The 22,905-nt window shown below is 57.8% G+C and carries 18 protein-coding genes; 7 read left to right on the top strand and 11 right to left on the bottom strand.

All coding sequences use genetic code 11. From position 1 onward, the window contains the following. Positions 1 to 510: 510 nt before the first annotated feature. On the top strand, positions 511 to 5,169 hold the full coding sequence (locus IE099_RS05630; RefSeq protein ID WP_189568132.1) for a lamin tail domain-containing protein: 4,659 nt from the start codon (positions 511 to 513) through the stop codon (positions 5,167 to 5,169). Between the two features lie 53 nt (positions 5,170 to 5,222). Here the strand turns inward: IE099_RS05630 and IE099_RS05625 are convergent, their stop codons facing one another. The 5 genes from IE099_RS05625 to accB form a co-directional block, all read right to left on the bottom strand. Then, positions 5,223 to 5,888 carry a hypothetical protein gene (locus tag IE099_RS05625; RefSeq protein WP_189568130.1) on the bottom strand — a complete coding sequence of 222 codons (666 nt, stop codon included), beginning with the start codon at positions 5,886 to 5,888 and terminating at the stop codon, positions 5,223 to 5,225. A 103-nt stretch (positions 5,889 to 5,991) separates the two neighbouring features. After that, positions 5,992 to 6,672, bottom strand: a complete 681-nt coding sequence (locus IE099_RS05620; protein ID WP_189568128.1) for a YcbK family protein — start codon at positions 6,670 to 6,672, stop codon at positions 5,992 to 5,994. A 140-nt stretch (positions 6,673 to 6,812) separates the two neighbouring features. After that, positions 6,813 to 7,442 (bottom strand): thiamine phosphate synthase, encoded by a 630-nt coding sequence (gene thiE / locus IE099_RS05615; RefSeq protein WP_189568126.1) that lies wholly within the window; start codon positions 7,440 to 7,442, stop codon positions 6,813 to 6,815. A 3-nt stretch (positions 7,443 to 7,445) separates the two neighbouring features. Continuing rightward, complete coding sequence (gene accC / locus IE099_RS05610) at positions 7,446 to 8,795, bottom strand: acetyl-CoA carboxylase biotin carboxylase subunit (protein ID WP_189568124.1); 1,350 nt, start codon at positions 8,793 to 8,795, stop codon at positions 7,446 to 7,448. A 14-nt stretch (positions 8,796 to 8,809) separates the two neighbouring features. After that, positions 8,810 to 9,277, bottom strand: a complete 468-nt coding sequence (gene accB / locus IE099_RS05605) for an acetyl-CoA carboxylase biotin carboxyl carrier protein (RefSeq protein ID WP_189568122.1) — start codon at positions 9,275 to 9,277, stop codon at positions 8,810 to 8,812. 396 nt (positions 9,278 to 9,673) lie between these two features. Between accB and IE099_RS05600 the strand changes: the two genes are divergently transcribed. Continuing rightward, on the top strand, positions 9,674 to 10,606 hold the full coding sequence (locus IE099_RS05600; protein ID WP_229809403.1) for an NmrA family NAD(P)-binding protein: 933 nt from the start codon (positions 9,674 to 9,676) through the stop codon (positions 10,604 to 10,606). 91 nt (positions 10,607 to 10,697) lie between these two features. Here IE099_RS05600 and IE099_RS05595 read toward each other — a convergent pair whose 3' ends face one another. Genes IE099_RS05595 through IE099_RS05585 form a run of 3 tightly spaced genes read right to left on the bottom strand, consistent with a single transcriptional unit; the run spans position 10,698 to position 13,235 of the window. Beyond that, the gene (locus IE099_RS05595; RefSeq protein WP_189568120.1) at positions 10,698 to 11,597 is read right to left on the bottom strand and encodes an aminotransferase class IV; all 900 of its coding nucleotides are present in this window, start codon (positions 11,595 to 11,597) and stop codon (positions 10,698 to 10,700) included. Between the two features lie 9 nt (positions 11,598 to 11,606). After that, positions 11,607 to 12,722 (bottom strand): M24 family metallopeptidase, encoded by a 1,116-nt coding sequence (locus IE099_RS05590; RefSeq protein WP_194598370.1) that lies wholly within the window; start codon positions 12,720 to 12,722, stop codon positions 11,607 to 11,609. A 21-nt stretch (positions 12,723 to 12,743) separates the two neighbouring features. After that, positions 12,744 to 13,235, bottom strand: a complete 492-nt coding sequence (locus IE099_RS05585; RefSeq protein WP_189568118.1) for a hypothetical protein — start codon at positions 13,233 to 13,235, stop codon at positions 12,744 to 12,746. 263 nt (positions 13,236 to 13,498) lie between these two features. Between IE099_RS05585 and IE099_RS05580 the strand changes: the two genes are divergently transcribed. The 5 genes from IE099_RS05580 to IE099_RS05560 all read left to right on the top strand — a co-directional run bounded on the left by IE099_RS05580 (position 13,499) and on the right by IE099_RS05560 (position 20,224). Further along, a complete protein-coding gene (locus IE099_RS05580; RefSeq protein ID WP_189568117.1) occupies positions 13,499 to 15,814 on the top strand; it encodes a PSD1 and planctomycete cytochrome C domain-containing protein in 2,316 nt (771 codons plus the stop codon). A 15-nt stretch (positions 15,815 to 15,829) separates the two neighbouring features. After that, entirely contained in the window at positions 15,830 to 17,161 is a 1,332-nt protein-coding gene (locus IE099_RS05575; protein ID WP_189568116.1) for a DUF1501 domain-containing protein, read from the top strand. A gap of 7 nt (positions 17,162 to 17,168) precedes the next feature. After that, entirely contained in the window at positions 17,169 to 17,771 is a 603-nt protein-coding gene (locus IE099_RS05570; protein WP_189568115.1) for an aspartyl/asparaginyl beta-hydroxylase domain-containing protein, read from the top strand. A gap of 210 nt (positions 17,772 to 17,981) precedes the next feature. Next, positions 17,982 to 18,200 (top strand): hypothetical protein, encoded by a 219-nt coding sequence (locus IE099_RS05565; RefSeq protein ID WP_189568114.1) that lies wholly within the window; start codon positions 17,982 to 17,984, stop codon positions 18,198 to 18,200. Positions 18,201 to 18,397: 197 nt separating this feature from the next. After that, positions 18,398 to 20,224 carry a phosphoenolpyruvate carboxykinase (GTP) gene (locus IE099_RS05560; protein ID WP_189568113.1) on the top strand — a complete coding sequence of 609 codons (1,827 nt, stop codon included), beginning with the start codon at positions 18,398 to 18,400 and terminating at the stop codon, positions 20,222 to 20,224. Positions 20,225 to 20,284: 60 nt separating this feature from the next. Here the strand turns inward: IE099_RS05560 and IE099_RS05555 are convergent, their stop codons facing one another. From IE099_RS05555 to IE099_RS05545, 3 genes are read right to left on the bottom strand one after another with little or no spacing between them, the layout of a single operon-like run. Then, positions 20,285 to 20,968 (bottom strand): cupin domain-containing protein, encoded by a 684-nt coding sequence (locus tag IE099_RS05555; RefSeq protein ID WP_189568112.1) that lies wholly within the window; start codon positions 20,966 to 20,968, stop codon positions 20,285 to 20,287. A gap of 7 nt (positions 20,969 to 20,975) precedes the next feature. Continuing rightward, positions 20,976 to 21,551, bottom strand: coding sequence for a sigma-70 family RNA polymerase sigma factor (locus IE099_RS05550; RefSeq protein ID WP_189568110.1), 576 nt, complete (start codon positions 21,549 to 21,551; stop codon positions 20,976 to 20,978). Positions 21,552 to 21,572: 21 nt separating this feature from the next. Continuing rightward, a complete protein-coding gene (locus IE099_RS05545; protein WP_229809402.1) occupies positions 21,573 to 22,892 on the bottom strand; it encodes a tetratricopeptide repeat protein in 1,320 nt (439 codons plus the stop codon). Positions 22,893 to 22,905: the final 13 nt, after the last annotated feature.

The raw sequence follows: 22,905 nt of genomic DNA, 5'->3' as shown, positions 1-22,905 counted from the left end.
TATTCGTCTCACTGGGAGTCGGTTAGATCGATTCCTGCGGGATAAGGGGTAGGAGTTTGCAGGCATCGCTCGGGGAGGTTTGCTTGTGAGTGATTTTGCAAGGGTTGCCCCAGAATCTTAACGGAATGCGGCAAAGCCTGGCTGAAGGGCTTCTGCTTTTTGACGAAAAGCGACTATCGGGCGTTTCGATAGGCGTGGAGATGAGGGTGATGGCTTGGTCGCAGACTCTTTGAAAAATCAGGGGTTTGAGCGGACTGGAACCACTTGGAGAGGTGGGGGTAGGGGGCTCTGGAGTCGCCGTGATTTGAGGGGCCGGGAGTCGGTTTCTCCTGTTCTAGTGCGAAAGCTAAGGGCTTGACCTCCAACAGCGGCTGAGGCTTTTTCTTATCTCCTAAGCTGGTGCATTTTGCCGTTGCTCTGGTTGTTCAGAGGAGGCTGGCCATCCAGTGAACCCGCCCGAGCTGCATATCAGGCTTCTTTCCCCCAACTCCTCCCGAACCCTATAGAAAAATGACCCTTCAGACTTCGATTGTTTCCACAATCGCCCGGCGACTGATCCTTTCGCTAGGAATTCTAACCGTGGCAAATGCCGACCCAATCGACCTGACCGTGGGGACTGCCGCGCAAAGCACGACTTTGGATTCTTTTTCCGCAGATCTTGGCATTGATGGGCAATCCAACTTCACCCACACCTTGGGCACGGATTCCGATCCGACTTGGCAGGTGCTTTTGCCCGCGAGCAAGAGGTTCCAGACCATCACCATTGTGAACCGCACGGGCAGCACGGGGCATCGCCTCCGCGACATCACGGTGCAGGTGGTGGATTTCAGCGGCAATGTGAACTCGGACTTCAATGGCGGCACCATTGTCCATACCTCCGAGCTGTTGAACCCGGGCAATGTCCTTTCCAGCCCTTCGAGCATTACGGTGGACGTGGGGGGAGTGACGGGGAACATGATCCGGATCAAGCGCACGCCGGAAGCTCCCCTCGATAACAATTCGCGCACGCTCTCCATCAATGAGGTGACCGCCGAGGGGCCGGAAAAGATTGCCTCCTTTTATTCACCCCGGCCGACGGTGACTCCGGGGGACGAGGTGCAGCTCGCTTGGGAAGTGACGGACGATTTGCTCTCCCTGCAAATCAACAACGGGGTGGGCAATGTGCTGCCGTTGACCAGTGATGGGACTGGCAGCATCACCTTTTCTCCCGGGCCGGTCGCGACCACGGATTACCAATTGACTGCGGTGGACGTGAATGGATCCGCGAGTACCCTGACCACGATTGAGGTGGTCAATGATCCTCTCATCTATTCGTTTACCACCGGGAGTGGGTTTGTCGAGGCGGGCACCAGTGCGGTCTTGGCTTGGGAAGTGGGAGGGAATGCGACTACTCTGACTTTGAATGGTACGAGTGTGTTAGGGAGTAGCTCGCTCACGGTCACGCCAACGGAGACTACCGAGTATCTGTTAGAGGCTGCCAATGCCAATGGTTCGGTGAGCCGTCTGGTGGTATTGCGCCCGGTGGAAGCGGCGGTGCCGGTGTTGACTGAGTTCCTGGCCTCCAGTGATGAGGGCTTGCTCGATGCGGATGGCGATGTTTCCGATTGGATCGAGCTACACAATCCGGGTTCCAGTCCCCTGGCAGTGGGCGGATTTTATCTCACGGATGAGGTAACCAACCTCGCGAAATGGGCGCTGCCCGACGTCACCATTGCACCCGGTGGTTATCTGGTGATTTTTGCTTCGGGAAAAAATCGGGTCGCTCCGGCGGGTGAGCTCCACACCAACTTTTCGCTTTCCACCGAAGGGGAGTATCTCGCGTTGGTGAAGCCCGATGGCGTGTCGGTTGTCTTCGAATACAGTCCGGCGTATCCCGAGCAGCGGACGGATGTGGCCTATGGTTATGATGGGGGCCGGACGACCGAGGGCTATCTGCAGTCGCCGACTCCGGGGGCGGGCAACGGGTCTTCGGTGGACGGCTTCGTGGCGGATACGGACTTTACTCTCGACCGGGGCTTTTACTCGGCCCCGATTCAGGTGGGGATTTCCTCGCTCACGCCGGATGCTGAGATTCGCTATACTCTCGATGGCACGAAACCGACCGCGACCACTGGTCTGGTCTACTCCGCGCCCATCGCGATTGCGCAAACCACCGTGCTGCGGGCGGCGGCTTACAAGGAGGGCTTTCAGCCCACGAATGTGGACACGCACACCTACATTTTCCCCGCGGATGTGATCAGCGATCCGCTGATGGACACGGACATCACGCAGGCCCCCGAGTATGCTTCGCAGATGGAGGCTGCTTTGACCTCGGTACCGAGCATTTCGGTCAACTTTGCGGAAGATCTGGACTATACCGAGCAGGAGGTGTCGGTGGAGATGATCAACTTTGAGGCGGGCGACAAGCAAGTGGACGCCGGGGTCGAGCGCTTCGGGGGGCATGTCACCAACTTCGCCAAGCGCAGCATGAGATTTACCTTCCGCAGCGAGTATGGCCCCGGGAAGTTGGATTTTCCTCTTTTCGCAGATCAGGACTACGCGAGCTTTCAGCCTGCAGGGAAATACAACTCCTTCGACCTGCGAGCTGGCAACCACGACATGCAGCAGCGGGGGGCCTACCTTTCCAATCGCTACGCTGACGATGCCCTGTTAGATATGGGGCAGATCGCTCCGCACGGGCGCTTTGTTCATGTCTATATGAACGGAAAATACTGGGGCCAGTATCACCTGCGCGAGGGCTGGGACGCGTCCATGTTTTCGGAATACTTTGGAGGAAGCAAAGAGGACTACGAGGCGGTGGATGCCAACGACCGCTTCGAGCAAGACCTCTCGGTCTACGACGGGAGTGGCGACTTCTGGGCGGAAGCGACGGCATTGGCGGCAGGCCCCGCGCCCTTTACAAATGTCCGGAGTCACGTCGATATCATCAACGAGATCGACTTCATCCTTCTCTATGTGAACGGCAATTGCGAAAGCGAGTTTCGCGCCGGAGGCTCGGCCAGCCAAGAGGTGCCATTTAAGTTTTTCCTGAAGGATGCCGATGGATATCTGAGGGATCCGGGCGGGCGTAGTGTGCTCGATGATGGTCCGCTGGACTTGATGAAGGCGCTTCGCGAGGAGGGCGATCCAGACTTCGCCATGCTGGTGGCGGACCGGATTCATAGGCACTTTTTCAACGACGGGGCCCTCTCGCCGAATGGAAGTATCGAGCGGTTGCAGAGTCGGGTGGATGAGACCACCTTGTCAATTTTGACCGAGTGCGCGCGTTGGGGATATCGCTCTCCGGCCTCGTTCTTTTCTTATCACGAAAATCTCACTGAAAACTTCCTGCCCTTCCAGGCCTCTACCATGATTGGCAAGTTTCAGTCCGCTGGCATGTATCCCAACCAGGAGGCTCCGGTCTATAGTGAGCACGGTGGAGTGGTGGCGAGTGGCGGTGGGCCCACCCTCTCGGTGAACGACCCGAGTCTGAAGGTCTATTACCTTTTTGATTCTGCGGATACGAATTCGGATGATTATGTCCATTCGCTTGATCCCCGACTACCGGGAGGTGCCATCAATCCGGTGGCCACGGAATTGACTTTTGATGGCGAAGGAAGTGTTCCGGTGACCTTTGTGGCGACGGGGGATATTTGGTCTTATCTGGATGATGGATCCGACCAGGGAACCGCTTGGAGGGAGGAGGGGTTCAACGCCGCTTCGTGGAGCAGTGGCCCTTCCCAACTGGGATACGGCGATGGGGATGAAGCCACCGTGGTGGGGTCGGTTGACACCGATCCGGGGACGGGTGGCAATCAAAAGAATGCCACCACCTACTTCCGAAAGTCCGGCATTTCGATCCCGAATCCCCTGGCCTTTGAGAACTTCACCCTCAACTACATCTTCGATGACGGGGTCGTGATTTACGTCAACGGGCAGGAAGTGGTTCGGCAGAATGTGGCGGCGAATGCGGGCCACGATGATTTCTCTTCGGCTACTAGCTCTGACAATCAGTTTGGGTCCATCACCTTGTCCTCTTCTCTCTTTTCGGCCGGGAGCAATACCATCGCGGCTGAGATCCACAATCGTTCGGCAACCAGCACTGACATCAGCTTTGACCTCCAGCTGATCGGGAATCCGATGGGAGGCAGCTCGACCTCGCCCATTGTGCCGGTGACCTTTCCCGGATGGCTGCTTTCGCGCACTTACAATTCCGCCACTGGAGAATGGAGTGCTCTCAACATGGCCTTCTTCACCCCCGAGCCCATTCCGGCGGATGCGGACAATCTGGTGGTTTCGGAGTTTCACTACAATCCGGTGGGACCTGCGACTCCGGCAGAGTTGGCGGCCGCAGCCGATGGAGATGAGTTTGAGTTCATGGAGTTCCTCAACGTGGGCGGTCAGCCGGTGGACCTGGAAGGGGTCACGGTTTCGGAGGGGATTAGCTTCACCTTCGGGCCTAACAACATTCTGCCCGCAGGCGGGAGAATGGTCATTGTTGAAAATCAAGAGGCCTTCGTGGCGAGATATGGCGGCTTGAACGGGGGCGCAATCTTCGGAACCGATAGCGCGGGGAGTAGTCAGTATGGGGGCAAGCTGTCCAACGGGGGCGAGCGGATCCTGATTCAGGATGCTTCGGGTGGATTGATTCAGGACTTTACCTACGACGACTTGTTACCGTGGCCTCCGGCTTCGGATGGTCCGGGGTTCTCGCTGGTCTTGATTTCGCCCACCACGCTACCGGACCACAGTGTGGCGTCCAACTGGGCCGCGAGCAGTCAATCGGGAGGCAGTCCGGGGGCGGTGGATTCCTTCGGCTATGCTGGTGACCCCAACGAAGACGCGGATGGCGACGGGCTTTCAGCTCTGCTGGAATACGCGCTCAGTTCGAGTGACTCGGTTGCGGGCGACTCCACCATCGACGCGAGTATCGAACCGTTTGTGGTGGAAGGCGCGACAGAACAGTATCTGAAGGTGAGCTATCGACGGAATCTTCATTCGGTCAATTCTCTTTCCATCATTGCGGAAGTCTCCGAAGACTTGGAGAACTGGACCAGCACCCCCGACGTGGTTCTCGTTTCCGAAATCGACAATGAAGACGGCACCAGCACGGTGACCTATCGCAGTGCTCTGCCAGTGGGAGCGGCCGAATTCGGTAAAGAGTTTATCCGGCTTAAGGTTGTCCCTTAGCATCTGCGTGTGGACGCGTTCCCTCGCTTATAGCCGCTCTGCTGAGCGGCGAGCTAGCGACGGCGGCGGAGCAGGAAGCTACTTCCAAGGGAGGCGAGCAAGGCGACCGATGGCTCGGGGACGATGGTGACGGAGAAAGGGGTATGTGCTCCGGGGAAAGTCGCTGTTCCTTGATCGGCGAACTGCTGGGTGGGGGTGAAGAAGTCCACCTCTTCGCTGCCAGTAACTGCATAGGTCCCCGGGGTGGCATCCAAGGGGACGGTCCAGTCGATTTGAAAAACCCAATCGGCATCCCAAGTGGTGACGCCTGCTTCGGGTCGATCGAGGGTATCGTCAGCTCGCAGGATTCCGAAGTCTTTATCCGAGGTTGACGGGATGAACTCGTTGTCGGCATCAGCGGCATCAACCATGAAGCCTGAGATCGAGCCGTTGGTGCTGGTCAGCCCTTGCAAGAAGGAGCCATCCGCGTTCACTCCTTCGAAAGCAATGGTCGAGATTCCCAAGTCGAAACTGTAATCAATATTTCCAAACCCCAGACTGGTGTTTCCGCCGGCACCAAGTCGGGTGATGACCTCAAAGGAAAAGATGTCACCTGGTTCCAGCGTGGTGCTGGTAAGCGGGATGATGTCGATGTTGAATAGGGGAGTTTGAGAGTCGACAAGGTTCTGAGCTTCGAGGAGAGCGCCCGAAGAAAGAAGAAGGAGGGGGATCGTCTTCATAAATTACGTTAGGCGGATATTTGAGCGAACTGAACTTGTTGGGCGACTCTCTATTGTGACTGCGGAAGCTTAGGTCTGTCAGTGGACTGAAGGTTGATGGCTGTTAAGCTTTCCACGAGGCGTTGTAGCCTCGGGTGTCGATGTGGATGAAGCCGGAATAGAGGCCCACTCCCCCCCGGAAGAAGCCTTCTTTGCGCAATTGCATAGCCACCTTGTGCGCGGCCTCCGGTCCGGCTTCGTAAACCAGATCGAGGGCATTGTTGCGGGTGTGATGGGAGCGGCTTGCTCCCCCGCACATCGAGTTGTAAGCTGGGGTGCGGTAGGCGGAGGTGATGTAGCTCAGGGGTGTTCCCAAGCGATGGCGAATCTCGTCTGCGACCTTCAACGTGGCAGGCAGGTTGTGCCAGAGTGAGGAGGGCGGAAGTCCGTTGGTGACCCCGCCGCGCGTGCGCAGATGAGGAGTGATGACCTCATGGGCTTGGATGTAGCGGAAAGAATGTTGGGCGAGAAAGTGGGCATAGTCGCCCTCGTAGAGTTCGGGATGGAGCTCGCGCAGAGTCGGTCTCGGTGGGGGTGGCGGAGACGGTTGGGGGGAGAATTCTTCTGCCTGTTCGGCAAGGTTCTCCTGCAGTGAAGACCAGCCTTTTTCCAACTGAGCCAATCTGTTGTCGAAATCCTCGCGCTCAAAATTTTCCAAAGCTTTCGCCGAAACCAGACCCGCACCACACCAACGTCCCAAGTTCCAGAGCCAACGACGGCGAGTGAGGGAGGGTGGCTTTGACATGGGGGAGTGGGAAGACGCGGGGGACAACAACCCATTAGCGTAGCGCACCTTTGCCAGTTGTGCAGAAATTTTTTTCCGCAGCGGTCAGCCGCGAGGTTGGATGAACTTGGCTTAAACAGTGAGTGAACGAGTTGTTCGGCTCAAAGGTGGCTGATGATGGCTTGCCCGGCGGTGGCGATGTCCTCGGCGAGGAGGAGGTCGGAGACTACGACGACGCGTTGGGCTCCGGCGGCTTTGACTTCGGGCAAATTGTCGCGCCGGATTCCGCCGATGCAGAAGACTGGGATCTTGCTGCCGACCGTTTCTTGCACGCCCACGATGTTCTCGAGGCCGATTCCGGGACGGCCCTTTTTGGTGGGAGTGGGAAAGAGCGGGCCGAAACCGATGTAATCCGCCCCTTCTGCCAGGGCGGCTTGCGCTTGCTCGGGGGAGTGGGTCGAACGACCGACGATTTTGGGTTCGTTGAATTGTTCGCGGGCGGCGGAGAGCGGTCCGTCGTCCTGCCCGAGGTGAACCCCGTCCGCATCGACCGCGACCGCGATGTCGATGAAGTCGTTCACGATGAAGGGCACGTCCGCTTCGCGACAGATGGGCAAAAGCTCTTTCGCCCAAGCGAGAATCTCATCCTTGGTGCGATCTTTCGCTCGCAGTTGGATGATTCCCGCGCCGCCAGCGATGAGGGCGCGGGTGACTTCCGGCAAGCGGTCTTCCGGAGCATAGCCGAGGTCGACGATGCCGTAGAGGGTTGCCTCCAGCCAGTTGTTTGACATCTGTTAGAGTCCCTTTTCTTCCAAAAAGCGACCGACCCAACCGATGTCGTAGGTGCCCTTGATGAAGTCGGGGTGGTCGATGATTTCCTGTTGGAAAGGAATCGTGGTTTTGATTCCGGAGATCATGAACTCGCCCAAGGCTCGCTTCATGCGTGCGATGGCCACGGTGCGGGAGGCGCCCGTGACGATCAGCTTGGCAATCATGGAGTCATAGTGGGGAGGGACGGTGTAGCCGGAGTAGACGTGGGTATCGACGCGGACGCCTTTGCCACCTGGGGCATACCACAAGTCGATGGTGCCGGGGCTGGGGCGGAAACCGTTGTAGGGATCCTCCGCATTGATGCGGCACTCGATGGAATGGCCACGGGGCTCGGCGTTGCGGACATGGTCGGAAAGGGCTTCACCCGCGGCGATGCGGATTTGCTCCTTGATGAGCTCGCAGCCCATCACTTCCTCGGTTACGGGATGCTCCACCTGAATCCGGGTGTTCATTTCCATGAAGTAGAAGTTCTCGTCCTCATCGACGAGATACTCGATGGTGCCCGCGTTCTCATAACCGATGGCGGAGATGAGATCGACGGAGGCTTTGCCCATCTTTTCCCGCAATTTGGGGGTCAGAAGGGGGCTGGGGCACTCCTCGATGATCTTCTGGTTGCGGCGCTGCATGGAGCAATCGCGCTCGCCAAGATGGATGTAATTGCCGTGGCTGTCGCCCATCACCTGGAATTCCACGTGGTGGGGATTGAGCACGAGCTTTTCCAGGTAGCAGGCTCCGTTTCCGAAGCAGGCGACGGCCTCATTGCTGGCCGCTTGGAACTGGCTGATGAATTCTTCTTCTTTAAAGACCGGGCGCATGCCGCGACCTCCTCCACCGGCGGTGGCCTTGACCATCACGGGGAAACCGATCTTCTTGGCCGCTGCCAATCCTTCTTCCGGTGTAGCGAGCAGTCCGGTGCCGGGGGTCACGGGGACTCCGTTGGCGAGAGCGGTGTTGCGGGCGGTGTCCTTGTCACCCATTTGGCGGATGACGTCGGCCGAGGGCCCGATGAACTTGACGTTGCAGCTGGCGCAGATCTCGGCAAAGCGAGGATTCTCCGACAAAAAGCCGTAGCCGGGGTGAATGGCGTCCGCTTCGGTGATCTCAGCGGCCGCGAGGATGCGGTCGGGCTTGAGGTAGCTGTCTTTACTGGAAGCGCCACCGATGCAGACCGCTTCGTCGGCGAGCTGGACGTGCATGGAATCCACGTCGGCCTCCGAGTAAACTGCGACTGAGGCGACCCCCAACTCACGACAAGCGCGGATGATGCGGAGCGCGATTTCCCCACGGTTCGCGACGAGAACTTTCGAAAACATGATGGCTTTTTAAATTACTGGATGCGGAAAAGGGCGTCTCCATATTGCACCGGGCTGGCGTCCGCGACGCAAACTTCGGTGATGGTGCCGGAGCGTTCGGCCTTGATTTCGTTCATCACCTTCATGGCCTCGATGATGCAGAGGGTCTGGCCTTCGCTGACGGTGCTGCCGACCTCAACAAAGGAGGGGGAGTCCGGAGAAGGCTTGGTGTAGAAGGTGCCGACCATGGGCGAGGTGATCTCGTCGCCCGCCGAGACGGGAGCCGCGCTTTCCGCCGGGGCGGCTGCAGGAGCCGCAGGGGCAGGTGCTGCCATCTGGTATCCCCCTCCGCCGCTTGGCATGCTGCCAAAGGCTTCGCGAATGGCCTCGGCATCGAGTCCTTTCTTCAATTTCACGTTCACCCCTTCTTCTTCGAGGTGAAAATAACTCAGTCCATGCTCATTCATGAGCTCTACGATTTTACGAATTTCTTGCAGGTCCACAGCGTCCTCCCGAGGGTTAGATTGATTGGGGAGAATAAAGGACCGCGCCGACTGGTCAAGCTTGGTAAACGACCTCTCTTATTCAGGCTCAAACTGTGCCGTCTTGTTCGGAGAGGCGGTCTGTCCCACTATTATAGAAGGAAATTCGCCTGGTAGCGTGGCCTCGGGGTTGGCCGTTTTTCAGACTTTTATGAAAAGATGTTGGCAGACGAGCTTTCCCGCCGGGTGCGCTGTGGAGGAGGGCGGCAAAGGGGTTAGGGAAGCCTTCGTTGAAAGAATTGTCCGCTTTTGACCATCGAGTGTCCGGTGGTCACCTTTCCGGAAAGGGAAAAAAGTGTAGGGTGGAGAAGTCTGCCGGAGAAAGTCTGGCCGACCGCAACCTTCGCCTCAATCCACATGAAAAAAACAAAAGACATCGCCATTTTGGGAGCCACTGGACAAGTGGGGACGCCTCTAACCCGCAGCCTCCTTCGCGAGGGACACCGCGTGCGGGCGCTGGTGCGGAGTCGCTCGGAGCGGAATGAAAAGTTACTGGCCGAATACGAGGAGGCGGGCGCGGAGATTCGGCTGTGTCCCGAGATGGACGATGTTTCGGCCATGGCCCGGGAGCTCGAGGGGAGTGAGACCCTGATTGCTTCGGTTTCGGCCACCGAGGATGTCATCACGCGGCTGGAGCCAATTTGGTTGCAGGCGGCGATGGCGGCAGGGCTGCAGCGCTTTGTGCCCAACGAGTTTGGGGCTCATACCCAAAACCTGTCCTACGGCGACGGGGTGCTTTTTGACCACAAAAAGCGCCTTCATGAGAAAATTTTCGAGTCCGGTATCGGTTGGACCTTCTTCTACAACGGCGGTATTTTTGACTACCTCCTGCCGAACCTGCGTTTCTTTGAAGAAGTGACTACTTTCGGGAATCTCGATCTTCCAATCTACACCCATCAGATCGAGGACATCGGGCGCTTTGCAGCCCTGGCGCTGACTGATGACCGAACCCTGAACCGTTGTGTGCAGATGGACTTCAACCATCTCACCCAGCGCGAGATGCTGGACTTGGTTGGAAAGTTCTGGCCGGAGGAGCCACTCGTCTACAAGCACTACTCCTCGCCCTACATCATCAAGATGAAGTCCGAGGCCGGAGACGAAGTGAGCGCCAAGAAGGGAGCGGAGACCGACCAAGAGCGATGGGGAATCAACTACGTGATCTATGTCGCCGGCAAACTGGCGGCCTTCACCGACGAAACGCTACGCGGAAGCGAACTCTACCCCGACTTCCAATGTCTGTCTCCCGTAGACGCTCTCCGCGACCCGGCCTTTTTCCTCGAAGCGAAATAGGCTTCATCTCAAGAGAGCTACTCAAAATACCCGAGAGATGGCGCGATTCTCATCCTCGCCGCACTTTCTTTGTCCCATAATTCGGAGCTTGTTAGACGATGGGGTAACCCTCGGTCTCTGTTAGATTCTGATAGAGGGCGGCGAGGCGCTGGGTGACGGGGCCGGGTTGGCCTTCGTTGTAGATGGTGTCGTCGATTCGATTGACCGCGACGATTTCACCCATGGTGCCGGTGCAGAAGACCTCGTCGGCGGTGTGGATTTCGGCTTCGGGAATGCCTCGGATATCGAGGGGAATTTCATTTTCCTCACAAAGGCTGAAGACGGTGGCGCGGGTGATGCCGGTGGGGCAGGCCTTGGTGGTGGAGGTGAGGACGGTGCCGTCCTTTACCAGAAAGACGTGGGTGGCGTTGGTCTCCGCGAGGTTGCCTTCCGTATCCAGCATCAGCGCGTCGTCAGCTCCCGCGTCGGTGGCTTCCAGCTTGGCCAGGATGGAGGTCAGTTGGTTGCACGAGTGGATGCGTTGATCGAGGACGTCGGCAAAGGGGCGCCGCTGTTTGGTGGTGGCGAGGAAGAGTCCGCTGGTGTCGTAGACCGGCGCCTTGTGTTCGGCGAGGACGAAGAGGGAGCAGCCCTTGGTATTGATTCGGGGATCGAGTCCGGAGGTGTATTTGACTCCGCGCGAAACGGTAAGGCGGATGTGCACGTTGTCGAACATCTCGTTGGCAGCGAGGGTCTCCTTGATGGCGGAAATGATTTCCTCGCGAGTGGGCAGGCCCTCATAGCGCAGCATTTCCATGCTCTTGAAAAGACGGTCGAGATGCTCCTCGAGCTTGAAGATTTTTCCCTTGTAGACGCGCAGGCCTTCCCAGCAGGCGTCGCCATTTTGCACCGAGGAATCGAAAGGGCTCACCCCGGCTTCGTCGCGGTGAACCAATTTGCCGTTGATGAAGACGATGAGGTTTTCGTTCTTGGGATTGTATTGTTGCAGCATGGGGTGTGGTTAGAAGTTGAGCTCGAGCAGGTCTTTGCTCTGACGGGTGATGTTTTTGGGGCTTTCTTCGCCGATGATGAGGACGTCCTCGGTGCGGACTCCGAATTCGTTCTCCAGATAGATGCCGGGCTCGACGGTGAATGCCATGCCGGCTGTAAGAACTTCGTTGGGAGTGAAGGGGGAAAGATTGAGGCCCGGGTCGTGGGTCTCCAGTCCGATGCTGTGTCCCAGTCCGTGGGTAAAGCCCCGGGCATGACCGGCGCGGGTGATGACCTCGCGGGCTGTTTGATCGATATCGTGGGTCTGGGCCCCCGGCTGCATCAGGGCGATGGCTGCGTCTTGGGCTTCTCTCACGGTGTCGTAGACCTCCCGCATTCGGGCGGTGGCCTTTCCCATGCAAAGGGTGCGGGTCATGTCGGAGGCGTAGCCCTGATAGACGATGCCGAGATCGAGGAGCACTATGGAGTCCTTCTGAATCCGGGTGTTGTCTGGCAGGTGATGGATTTCCCAAGCATTGCCATCGACCGCCACAATGGGATTGAAGGAGTAGCCGTCGATCTCTTCTCGCTTGGCCATTTCCGCGAGCATCAGTCCCTGCACCGCTCGTTCGCTCAGGGCCGGTTGAATCTGGGGGATGACGGCGGCGAAAACTTCTTCGTTGAGGCGTTGGGACGCTTCCAAGAGTGAGATCTCGGCGGGAGATTTTTCCCTGCGGGCGTGCTCGATTGGATCGGCGGGTTGCAGGGTGTGCGAGGCAAATTGTTGGCTGAGCTTGAGAAAGGCCGAGTGACTGAGTCCTTGCTCCACACCGATAGTGAGCGACTGACCGGCAAGCCGTTGCTGGATATTTTCCAAGGGCGGGGCTTGGGTGCTGAGCTCGAGTGAGGTTTGAAGACTAGCGGTTTGTTCTGTCGCCCAAGGCAGGGTGCGAAAGGAGGTGTAGAGCACCGCGTCGCTGGCTGTTAGAAGGAGAGTGTGGGGCTCCCCACGGAAGCCGGTGGCGTAGCGGACGTTGGCCTGATTGGTGGCGATGTAAGCGTCAAGATGGCGGGCGGCCATCTCCGAGCGAATACGTGCAAGACGGCCCTGCATTTCTTGCGGGCTGAACGGGGAGGAGTGGGACATGGTGGATGCGGCGCGCTGCACTTAGTGTTCCAAAGCGTCCCACTCGGCCTCAGTTCCGCGCGATTTTTGGTATTCCATCAGCATCAGCCACTGACCCTCTTTTTTAATCAGCAAGCCCTCGAAGTGAATGAACTCGTGCTTCGCTTCTTCGCCGGGATTTTGCGAGGTGTAGAGAAACATCCCCGACTCATGGGCGGTGCTTTCGTCTCCATAGCGGTGGCCGAAGCGGAACTCCACACTGGCCTTCACCTTGCCTGCCCGGGTGTTGTCGAACTCCTCTTTCCAGCGCACAAGGGCTTGGGCGAGGGGGTAACTTGTTTCTTTGGTGCCACTCACGAGCACGGCTTCGGGATGACAGGTCTCGCTATAACTCTCGAAGTCCCCCTCCTTCACCGCCAGCGAGACTTTGGCCCAAAAGGCATCGAGCTCAGTGAATCGCGGGTCTTCTTTTTCGGCAAAAAGCGGGATAGCGAGCAGGAGAATGGTGAGAAGGGAAAGAAGTCGGTTCATCATTGTGGGCGTCAGAGTAAATTTCGAAGAGCAAGCGGTCTTGTGACCCAGTTCGGTCGTGGAACAACTTGAGGGAGGAAAGAGACGAAAATCTCGCCTTTTTTGCAACAAATACGAAATATCCAGTCCAATTTCGATTCAGCGGAAGTATATCTCTTTACCCTGGTTTCGAAGGCGATGGAATTGCTCTCTATCGTTTCTGAATAAAGGGATTAGAAGCTTTTTTGGGTGAAAGGGTCCACTCTAATTTTTCGTTTGATCGGCTCGTGGATATTCAACGTTCCATTGCTCTTTTTCTGGGGTCGGCTTCTTTCGTTTTGGGGTCGGCTTCGGACCGTGATCAGTTCTTTATCGAGACCATCGCCCCCATCTTGCAAACGGCCTGCTACGATTGCCACTCGCATGTGGGCGAGGAGGCCAAGGGCGGCTTGGTGGTCGACTCTCTGGCGGGACTTTTGAAAGGCGGAGATAGTGGCACGGCCATTGTCCCGGGCGACCCCAAGGCCAGCGGACTGATCAAAGCGGTCTCCCGCAAGGACAAGGAGACGCAGATGCCGCCCAAGGACTCATCCGCTCTTTCCAAGGAAGAGGTGGCCCATCTCACCAAGTGGGTGGCGGATGGTGCCCATTGGCCGGAGAGCGCGCGCACGGCGCCGGAACCTCTCAGCGAGGCCGAAAAAGGAGCCTCGCATTGGGCCTATCAGCCCCTTGCCAAAGTGGAGGTTCCCAAGCTGAAGTCACCGGTGTGGGAGCAGTGGGCCCGCACTGATATCGACCGGTTCATTGCCTCGAAACTGGAGGAATATTCGGTCGATCCGGGACAGAAAGCGAAGCCGCATGAATTGGTGCGTCGCCTGAGCTACGGACTCACCGGCCTGCCTCCAACTGAGGCTGAGATGGAGTTGGGCCAGCAAAATCAAGAGGCCGCACTCATCGAGCAATATCTGGCCTCGCCCGAGTATGGACGCAAGTGGGGACGGCACTGGTTGGATGTGGCGCGCTACTCCGATACCGCGGGAGACAATGCCGACTTTCCCATTCCCCAAATGTCGCTCTATCGCGATTATGTCATTCGGGCTTTCAATGAGGATCTGCCCTTCGACGAGTTTATCAAAGAGCAGTTGGCGGGGGACTTGATGGACTCCGGAGAGGACGAAGACCTCTATCGGCGGAGGGTGATCGCCACGAGCTTCATCGCCAATTCGGTGCGCTTTTGTGACGATCTGAAAAACGATATCCCGCTGGTGATTGGGGATACCATCGACGCGATGGGGCAGGCGTTTCTCGGGATGCAAATGTCCTGCGCCAAGTGCCACAACCACAAGTTCGATCCTATCCCAGCCTCGGACTACTATGGCTTCTACGGATACTTCGACTCCATCCGCTATCCCTACGCGGGGCGGGAGGGGCGGCAGGTTCCTTTCAACCTGGTCCCGACGACTTCCGACCCCGCGATCAATGAACGGGTTGATGAGATTAACAAGTCGGTGTATGAAAGGATTCTGGAAGCGGGTCGCATCAGTTTGACCAAGGGGGTGGGGAAAGAGATCGTGGAGGATCTGAAGGAGCAAGAGAGTCTGGCCGAACTGGCCTTTGGGGTGCGCGAGACTGGCAAGGGGCACGACGTGCCAATCCATCTGAAGGGCAATCCCAAGCGCCGGGGACCGGTCGTTCCGCGAGGCTTTCTCACTGTCATTTCTGGAGGAAAAACACCGCAAATCCCCGAGGGCGAGAGCGGGCGCTTGCAGCTTGCGGAGTGGATTGCTTCCGACGAAAATCCTCTCACTGCGCGGGTGATCGTGAACCGGGTCTGGGGCTGGCACTTTGGTCCGGCGCTGGCTGCCACTCCGAACAATGTCGGGATGTCGGGAGCGTTGCCGACTCACCCCGAGCTGTTGGATTACCTTACGGGGGTCTTCATTGAGTCGGGTTGGTCGATCAAGGCGCTGAACCGAATGATTCTGCAATCCGCGACCTACCAACAGGCATGGCGTCCCGATGAAGAGGGGCCGGTGACCGATACCGCAAACACTCTGTGGTGGCGCTTCGACCGTCGTCGTCTCACTGCCGAAGAGTTGCGCGATTCGGCCCTCACCGTCGCTGGCCAGCTGGACCTCAAGAATCCGGGACGCCATCCTTTCCCGAAATTAGGTGAGGCGAACTTTACCCAGCACAAGCCATTCGAAGACAGCTTCGAGCACAATTTCCGCAGTATCTTCCTGATGACCTCGCGCATCCGGCAGCAGGAATTTCTTTCCTTGTTCGATGCTGCTGATCCCACTCAATCGACCGGGATGCGGCGCACCAGCACGGTGCCAGTGCAAGCGCTCTATCTCCTCAATAATCCCCGCATGCACAGCTTTGCCGATGACTTTGCGAAGCGCATCATGGCGGCGGGGGAGAACGACTCCGAGCGAGTCGCTGCCGCCTACCGCCTCGCCTATTTGCGCGACCCGAATGAAGACGAGCGCAATTTTTTAACAAAGAGTCTTCAAGAGCTCGAGGGAGAGAGTGAAGCCGCAAAGTGGCAGACGGTCGCGCAGGCCCTTCTGCTCAGTAACGAGTTTGCTTACCTCGAATAAAATCAATTTCATCTCATGAAACATCTCCAAGCCAGTCCTCACTTTTCCCGTCGTTCCTTCCTCCGTTCCGGTGGTGCCGCTGCTGCGGCCATGGGTTTCGGAGGGCATGCCTTCGCGCGTATGGGGCCGAAGCCCGAGCTCGTTCCGCACTTTGCGCCCCGGGCGAAGAATGTGATTATGATCTTTCTCTCAGGAGGAGTTTCGCATGTGGATTCCTTCGATCCCAAGCCCGACTTGGACAAGTTGGAGGGCAAGTATTTGCCGAGTCCTTGGGAAGCTTCGCGCAAAGGAAAGAACGGCACCCTCACCACCGACCTGTTTCCCGAGGTCTCCAATTGTATTGACGATATCACCTTGATTCGTTCCATGCACGGGGACCACAACAACCACACTGCTGCGACCCTCGGGATGCACACGGGATCGGTGACTTCGCCTCGGCCGAGTTTAGGTTCATGGATTAGTTATGCCTTGGGGACCTCCAATCCCAACTTGCCCGGGCACATCGTGCTGTCGAAGGAGCCTTCCTATGCGGGGTCGCTGGCGTGGGACTCCAACTTTCTGCCCGCCAGTCACCAGGGCGTGCATGCCCGCCCCGGGGTGGAGCCTATTCGCAATCTCAAGCCCATCCGGGGGGCGACCCAACCGGCCTTGTTGAACATGCTGGCGGGTCTCAATGCCAGCCATGCCGCCACCCGTCCGGACAATGATCTGCTGGCCCGGCAACAATCCTTCGAGACTGCGGCCAGCATGGAGTTGGCGGCTCCCACTATTTTCGACTTTGCCCGCGAGAGTCAGGCCACCAAGGAGCTCTACGGATTAACCAACTCCGCGACCGAAACCTTTGCCTGGCAGTGCCTCGCCGCGCGGCGTCTGGTTGAATCGGGGGTGCGTTTTGTGGAGCTTTTCGATACCGGATCCCACAACAACTGGGATGGGGCTCATGGCAATATCCTGAGCCACCAACCTTTGGCCAATGCCATCGATCGACCCATTGCCGGTCTCTTGAAGGATCTAAAGCAGCGTGGTCTGTTAGATGAGACGCTGGTGATTTGGTGCTCGGAATTCGGCCGCACTCCGCGCGCCGAAGGGAGCAAGGGGCGCAATCACCACAGCAAGGCCTTCACCACTTGGCTGGCTGGCGGTGGAACCAAGCGCGGCTATGTCCATGGGGCCACTGACGAGAGTGGTAGCAAGGTCATCGAAGGACATGTTCACACCCACGACTTTCACGCGACTATTCTGCATGCACTCGGTCTGGATCACAAACGCCTGACCTATCGTCACAATGGTCGCGACTTCCGGCTGACTGATGTGGCTGGCAATGTGGCGCACGAGGTGTTTGCTTAGGGGTCGCATGACTCTACCTGATCGTCTCCAGCTTCAACTTCAGTTTTCGCCCGCAAAGCTTCTTGAGGATTTGCAGCGGTTGGAGGCCTCGGATTGGATCGCCCATTTTGTCACGCAGAACTACGAGGGCTCGTGGGATGTGCTTCCGCTGCGCGGTCCGGCCCATGCGGAGCATCCCGTGATGATGGCCTACTCCGATCCGACGTGTGAGGACTGGGCGGATACTCCCTTTCTTGCATCTTGTCCCTACATCCAATCGGTGCTCGCGGAGTTTCCCTTTGAGCTCTCGGCAGTCCGCCTGATGTCTCTTTCGCCCGGTTCGAAAATTAAGGAGCATTGCGATCATGACCTTTCCTTGGAAGACGGAACCATCCGGTTGCACATCCCGGTTCGCACCAGCGAGTTGGTGGAATTCCGTCTCAATGGTTCTCTCGTGAGGATGAAGGCTGGCGAATGCTGGTATCTTCGCCTGAGCGAACCTCACTCCGTTTTCAATGGCAGCGACATTTCACGAGTCCACCTCGTCATCGATGCCTTGGTAACGCCAGCGGTGGTGCAATTCTTGGCGAAACAGGGAAGTGATGGGGTGCAAGCGGTGATCAATCACTAAGGTTGCCGTCCGGTGGACGAGAGAGTCCGTTGATGCCGCTGATAGCGTGTGATTTGCACGGCGCAGAATTCAGAACGCACGGTAAGAGGGTATTATAGGAGGTTGAGGAAAGCGATTGGTTGATGCCATTCGCCTCCGTTTTCGTTGAAACGACAAGGGTTGGCGCGCCTTGGAACGAGGGTTGGCACTATTCAGGCTAAAAGAGTTGATATGAAAATCGCAGCATATCTCATTGGCTCTCTTCTTGTTATCGTCGGAATTCTTTATGGAGCAATGGCTCTGGGAGTTCCTCAGATCTGGCTAGTCGTGATCGGTCTCATCACCACCGGAATCGCCATCACTTCAGTCGCGGGAAAGGTCGTCCAAACCCGCAAGACCGAAGCGTCCGGTGGCGAAAGCACCACCGAGACCGAAACGGTAGTGCAATAGCCTCAACTCTTTCTGCTGCATGAAACACAAAAGCCGTCCCCTTCGCGGGGGGCGGCTTTGTCATAGATAGTGAGCAAAGGCTGAGCCAACGACCACAAGGGGTGCGGAGTCATTTGGCATGGGGGACGCTAGAGTCAATTTCGTCACGGTGGGAATGGCTCTTTGCCAAAACTGCCCTAGCCCGTTAGAACACCTCTATGACTTCACACCCCGCACTTGCCAATTGGATCCAGAAGATGACCGACCTTTGCCAACCCGCCAACGTCGAGTGGTGCGATGGCTCGCAGGAAGAGTGGGATCGGCTGACCAATCTCTTGGTTAAAAAAGGCACTTTCACCCGGCTCAATCCCGAGTTGCGGCCGAACTCATTCCTAGCTCGTTCCAGTCCCGGTGACGTTGCCCGGGTCGAGGACCGGACCTTCATCTGCACGCGTCGTCCGGTGCAGGCAGGACCTACGAACAACTGGGCGGAGTCCCGGGAGATGCTGGCCAAGATGCATGAAAAGTTCGCGGGCAGCATGGAAGGGCGCACCATGTATGTGATTCCGTTTTGCATGGGTCCACCGAGCTCGCCCCTCGCCAAGATTGGAGTGCAGGTGACCGACTCGCCTTACGTGGTGACCAACATGCGCATCATGACCCATATGGGCAGCCATATCCTGAAGCAGTTGGAGGATGAAAAGGCCGGCACCGCTCCGGAAGTTCGTCACGGGCATGGCATGTTCATCCCCTGTGCACACTCCAGTGGGATGCCGCTGACCGAGGGCGTGGAGGACATTCCCTGGCCCTGCAACGACGACAAATACATCTGTCACTTCCCCGAAACCCGCGAGATTTGGTCTTATGGTTCAGGCTATGGCGGGAATGCGCTGTTAGGGAAAAAGTGCCTCGCGCTTCGCATTGCTTCAGTCATCGCGCAGGAGCACAACTGGATGGCCGAGCACATGTTGATTCTGGGACTGGAGTCTCCCGAGGGAGAAAAGACTTATGTCACGGGTGCTTTCCCAAGTGCCTGCGGAAAGACCAATTTGGCCATGCTCGTTCCACCCGAAAGTTACGCCAAGAAGGGTTGGAAGACCACCATCGTGGGCGACGACATTGCCTGGCTTTGGCCGCATGAGGACGGTTCCTTGCATGCCATCAATCCCGAGACCGGGTACTTCGGCGTGGCCCCCGGCACTTCCTATCAAACGAATCCCATCGCGATGGACTCGATGAAGGAGAACTGCATCTTTACCAACGTGGCGCTCACTGATGACGGTGACGTCTGGTGGGAAGGGTTGACCAAGGAGAAGCCGGCGCATCTCATCGACTGGAAAGGCAATGACTGGACGCCCGAGAGCGAAACTCCGGCCGCCCACCCGAACTCACGTTTCACCGCCCCCGCCGAGCAATGTCCCACCATTGATCCCAAGTGGCAGGATCCGGATGGGGTTCCGGTTTCCGCCATCATCTTCGGTGGCCGCCGTCCCTCGACCATGCCGCTCGTTTTCCAAGCCTTCAACTGGTCGCACGGCGTCTATCTCGGCGCCACCATGGGATCGGAAACCACCGCAGCAGCCATTGGCCTGAAAAAGCAGGTGCGCCGCGACCCGATGGCGATGCTTCCTTTCATCGGTTACAACGCCGGGGAGTATCTCCATCACTGGCTCGACATGCGCGGACAGATGAAAAATGTTCCCCGCCTCTTCCACGTCAACTGGTTCCGTCTCGATGACGAGGGCAATTTCCTTTGGCCCGGGTTTGGTGAAAACATGCGGGTCCTGGAGTGGATTACGGAGCGTTGCCACGGTCGCATCCCAGGCCACGAGACCCAGATTGGGTGGACTCCTCGCTTTGCGGATTTCAATACCGAAGACCTCGATGGTTTCTCCGAGGAACAATTTGAGGCCGTGATGCGCTACGACTCGGAAGAGTGGAAATCGGAACTCGCTTCCCAGGCGGAGCACTACCTCAATCTCTACGATCACCTCCCGAAAGAACTCGTCTTCCAGAAGGAGTTGGCCACCGCGCGTTTGGCGTAATTGGAGGCAAAGTTCCGGAGCGCAGAGAGCTTGCGAAAGCTCTCTCGCCTTGGCCTTCCCTCAGCTCTTTTGAGTGAGGCCTTTCACGAGGTTCTTCAACTCGTTGTAGGCGCTGATGGCGCGGCGGGGATGATTTTCGCGCGCGGTGATGAGAAGCGCTCGGCAACCGTTTTCCGACACTGCTTTGGCGTGGAGGGTGTTGGGGTCGTGGCGCAGATAATCTCCTGCTACCAGCCGGCGTCCCAGAGTATCCAAGTCGCCACTCAGCAGCACGATTTCCTCCATCCCTTCGTGGGCGTGGGGGAGAAAGACGGCGCCGGGATCGGCTTCTAACAGAATGGTAGTGTGGCTGGCCTCGGGGAGGTCGGAGAGGGTCTTGAGACGAATCTTGCCACCCGGGAGGGTTTTCCATTCGCCTTCTTCGTTGCCAATGAAGTGATAGCCGCCGCCTTCCTGCTTCTTGGGCGCTTCGGGTTCGGTGCCGGGTTCTTGTTCGCCGATGGCGGCAAAGATTTGACTCTTAAGACTGGGGGAGGGTTGAACGGGGGGGTAGTAGGTTGCAGTCATAGTAGCTACGCATTCATCGAAACCTTGCGAAGCGAGGATGGCCTGGCCGAGGGGGCATTGATGGCAATTCGCCAACGCTGCGGAGTCGGTCCCATCGAGGGCATTGAGCCCGGTCAGCGCAGAGAGCTCTGCGGCGTGATCGCTTGGGGGGGTGGGGTTTGTTTCGTTTGTGCTCATCAGATTGTTAGGCTTCGGTGCGGTAATCGGAGATATCGGTTAAAGTGGTGCGAACCCGTTCCATCGCCCGGCGGATGCGCGATTTGACCGTGCCGAGGGGTTGGTTCAGGTATTCGGAGATTTCGCTCTGGGTGAGACTGTGGAAGAAGGCGAGCTCCAGTACGGTGCGCATGTCTTCAGGGAGGGTTTTCAGGCTTTGGCGAACCCGCTCGCTCAATTCGGCTGCGATGAGAGGGGTCTCGGGGGATTCCTCATCGATGTTCTTAAAGCCTTCCTCACTGACTGCTTCCACCAGCTTGTCGCGTCGTTTCCGGCTTCGCAGCCGATCGATGGCGCGGTTGCGGGTGAGGCTGATGAGCCAGGTGCTCGCTTTGCCCAGTTCGGGACGATATTTGTCCGCGCTTTTCCAAATCGTCACGAAGATGTCTTGGAGGGCTTCTTCAGCCTCAGCCCGATTTTTCAGGATACCGAGAGTGATTCCCAGAAGGGCGCTCGAGAACTCGTCATAGAGCTGGGAGAAGGCCTCGGTCGAGCCCCCTGCAACGGCAGCAAGGAGGTCTTCGGGCGTGGATGGGTTGCTCATCGGTGATGGGGCGGTGGAAGTTTACGACTTCGAAGCCATCTTGGAAAGGATGACTCGCGCGGCGGGAGCGTGGCGGGGGTGAAAGGAAGGACTGAGAGTCAGGGCGTGGGAGAGGTGCTTGCGGGCGGCAGCCTCGTTACCGAGTCCTTTTTCAATCATGCCGGCGTGAAAGTGGAAGAGAGGCTCGGAGGTGCCGAGTCGCAAGGCCAATTGCGAGTAACGCTGGGCTTCGGAAAGCTTTCCTTGTTGAAAATAGCACCAAGCGAGAGAATCAGCCGCGTGCAGGTTGGGGAAAGCTTTGTAGGCCGCCTCGCCCTGCTCGGTTGCGAGGTTCAAGCTTTGTTGGTGGTCGGCCAGGAAGAGGGCCAGCTGACTGCTGGCCTCGTGATGATGACCGTGGTCGTGATGATGATGGTGATGCCCGCCTTCGTGGCCGTGATGATGCGCGCCGGGGAGATGGAATTTGACCACGCCTTCGATTTGGGCTTTGGCTTTTTCGGTTTCTCCGGTTTGTAGAAACAGTTCAGCCAAGGGGGCCAGCGCATCGTGGGTGGGGGTGATGGCAGCGGATTGCTGAAAGCTCTCGATCGCTTTTTCATACTTTTCGTCAGCTTGATAGACGCGACCTCTTGCGATGAGAGCCCGGGGATTCTGGGGGGCGAGTTTGACGGCGGCTTCGGCCTCCCTGCGGGCGTGGGGCAGGTCATTCACCTTCAGGAGCATCATGGCCAATTCAGCTCGGCACCACGCGACATTCTCGAGGTGAGGTCCCCCGGATTTGATGGCTTGCCGCATTAGCGTGTGGGCTTGGTCATCATCGCCATTGAGCCAAAGAAGGTGGGCGGCGCGGCTGTAGGTGGAAAGGTCGCCGCGAATGTCGAGAGCAGCCTGAAAATGGTCGAAGGCTTCTTCGTAGTCACCCAGCTCAACTGCTCCATCGCCCATCAGGGCATAGGCTTCCAAGGCGCGCGGGTCTTCGGCGAGGGCTTTTTGCGCCCAGACTTTTCCCGCAGGAAAATCGTGATTGGAGTTCGATACCCACGCCATGCCCACGAGGGCCTCGGGGTTCTTTTCATCTATGGCAAGAGCCCGGCGATAGGCCTCCTCGGCGGCATCGAAATCGTGGCTCAGGGTATTGCGCGCTTCCTGCATCAAGGCATCGCCTTGGCGAATGAGGTCACGGGCGGAAAGGGATTGTTGGGGTTGCGCAGAGGCTTGATTGAGAGCCCAAACTGCGATCGCGGCAACCGTTGGGACAATGAGGGAACGTGTGGTCATGGTGGAAAGAAGGATGGGGTTGGGGTAGTTGAAAAAAGAAAGCCAACCGAAGAGTGACCTCAAGATGAGGGGGAGG

The organism is Roseibacillus persicicus (assembly GCF_014651675.1).
Classification (GTDB): domain Bacteria; phylum Verrucomicrobiota; class Verrucomicrobiia; order Verrucomicrobiales; family Akkermansiaceae; genus Roseibacillus; species Roseibacillus persicicus.
This window is presented reverse-complemented; position numbering and strand designations above follow the sequence as displayed.

Bases quoted from the DNA above. Each gene is read 5' to 3' on its own strand.
- IE099_RS05550 (WP_189568110.1), bottom strand. From the start codon at position 21,551: ATGAGCAACCCATCCACGCCCGAAGACCTCCTTGCTGCCGTTGCAGGG.
- accC (WP_189568124.1), bottom strand. From the start codon at position 8,795: ATGTTTTCGAAAGTTCTCGTCGCGAACCGTGGGGAAATCGCGCTCCGC.
- IE099_RS05570 (WP_189568115.1), top strand. From the start codon at position 17,169: ATGACTCTACCTGATCGTCTCCAGCTTCAACTTCAGTTTTCGCCCGCA.
- IE099_RS05585 (WP_189568118.1), bottom strand. From the start codon at position 13,235: ATGATGAACCGACTTCTTTCCCTTCTCACCATTCTCCTGCTCGCTATC.
- IE099_RS05560 (WP_189568113.1), top strand. From the start codon at position 18,398: ATGACTTCACACCCCGCACTTGCCAATTGGATCCAGAAGATGACCGAC.
- IE099_RS05565 (WP_189568114.1), top strand. From the start codon at position 17,982: ATGAAAATCGCAGCATATCTCATTGGCTCTCTTCTTGTTATCGTCGGA.
- IE099_RS05600 (WP_229809403.1), top strand. From the start codon at position 9,674: ATGAAAAAAACAAAAGACATCGCCATTTTGGGAGCCACTGGACAAGTG.
- IE099_RS05575 (WP_189568116.1), top strand. From the start codon at position 15,830: ATGAAACATCTCCAAGCCAGTCCTCACTTTTCCCGTCGTTCCTTCCTC.
- IE099_RS05625 (WP_189568130.1), bottom strand. From the start codon at position 5,888: ATGAAGACGATCCCCCTCCTTCTTCTTTCTTCGGGCGCTCTCCTCGAA.
- IE099_RS05630 (WP_189568132.1), top strand. From the start codon at position 511: ATGACCCTTCAGACTTCGATTGTTTCCACAATCGCCCGGCGACTGATC.
- IE099_RS05620 (WP_189568128.1), bottom strand. From the start codon at position 6,672: ATGTCAAAGCCACCCTCCCTCACTCGCCGTCGTTGGCTCTGGAACTTG.
- thiE (WP_189568126.1), bottom strand. From the start codon at position 7,442: ATGTCAAACAACTGGCTGGAGGCAACCCTCTACGGCATCGTCGACCTC.
- IE099_RS05555 (WP_189568112.1), bottom strand. From the start codon at position 20,968: ATGAGCACAAACGAAACAAACCCCACCCCCCCAAGCGATCACGCCGCA.
- IE099_RS05595 (WP_189568120.1), bottom strand. From the start codon at position 11,597: ATGCTGCAACAATACAATCCCAAGAACGAAAACCTCATCGTCTTCATC.
- IE099_RS05590 (WP_194598370.1), bottom strand. From the start codon at position 12,722: ATGTCCCACTCCTCCCCGTTCAGCCCGCAAGAAATGCAGGGCCGTCTT.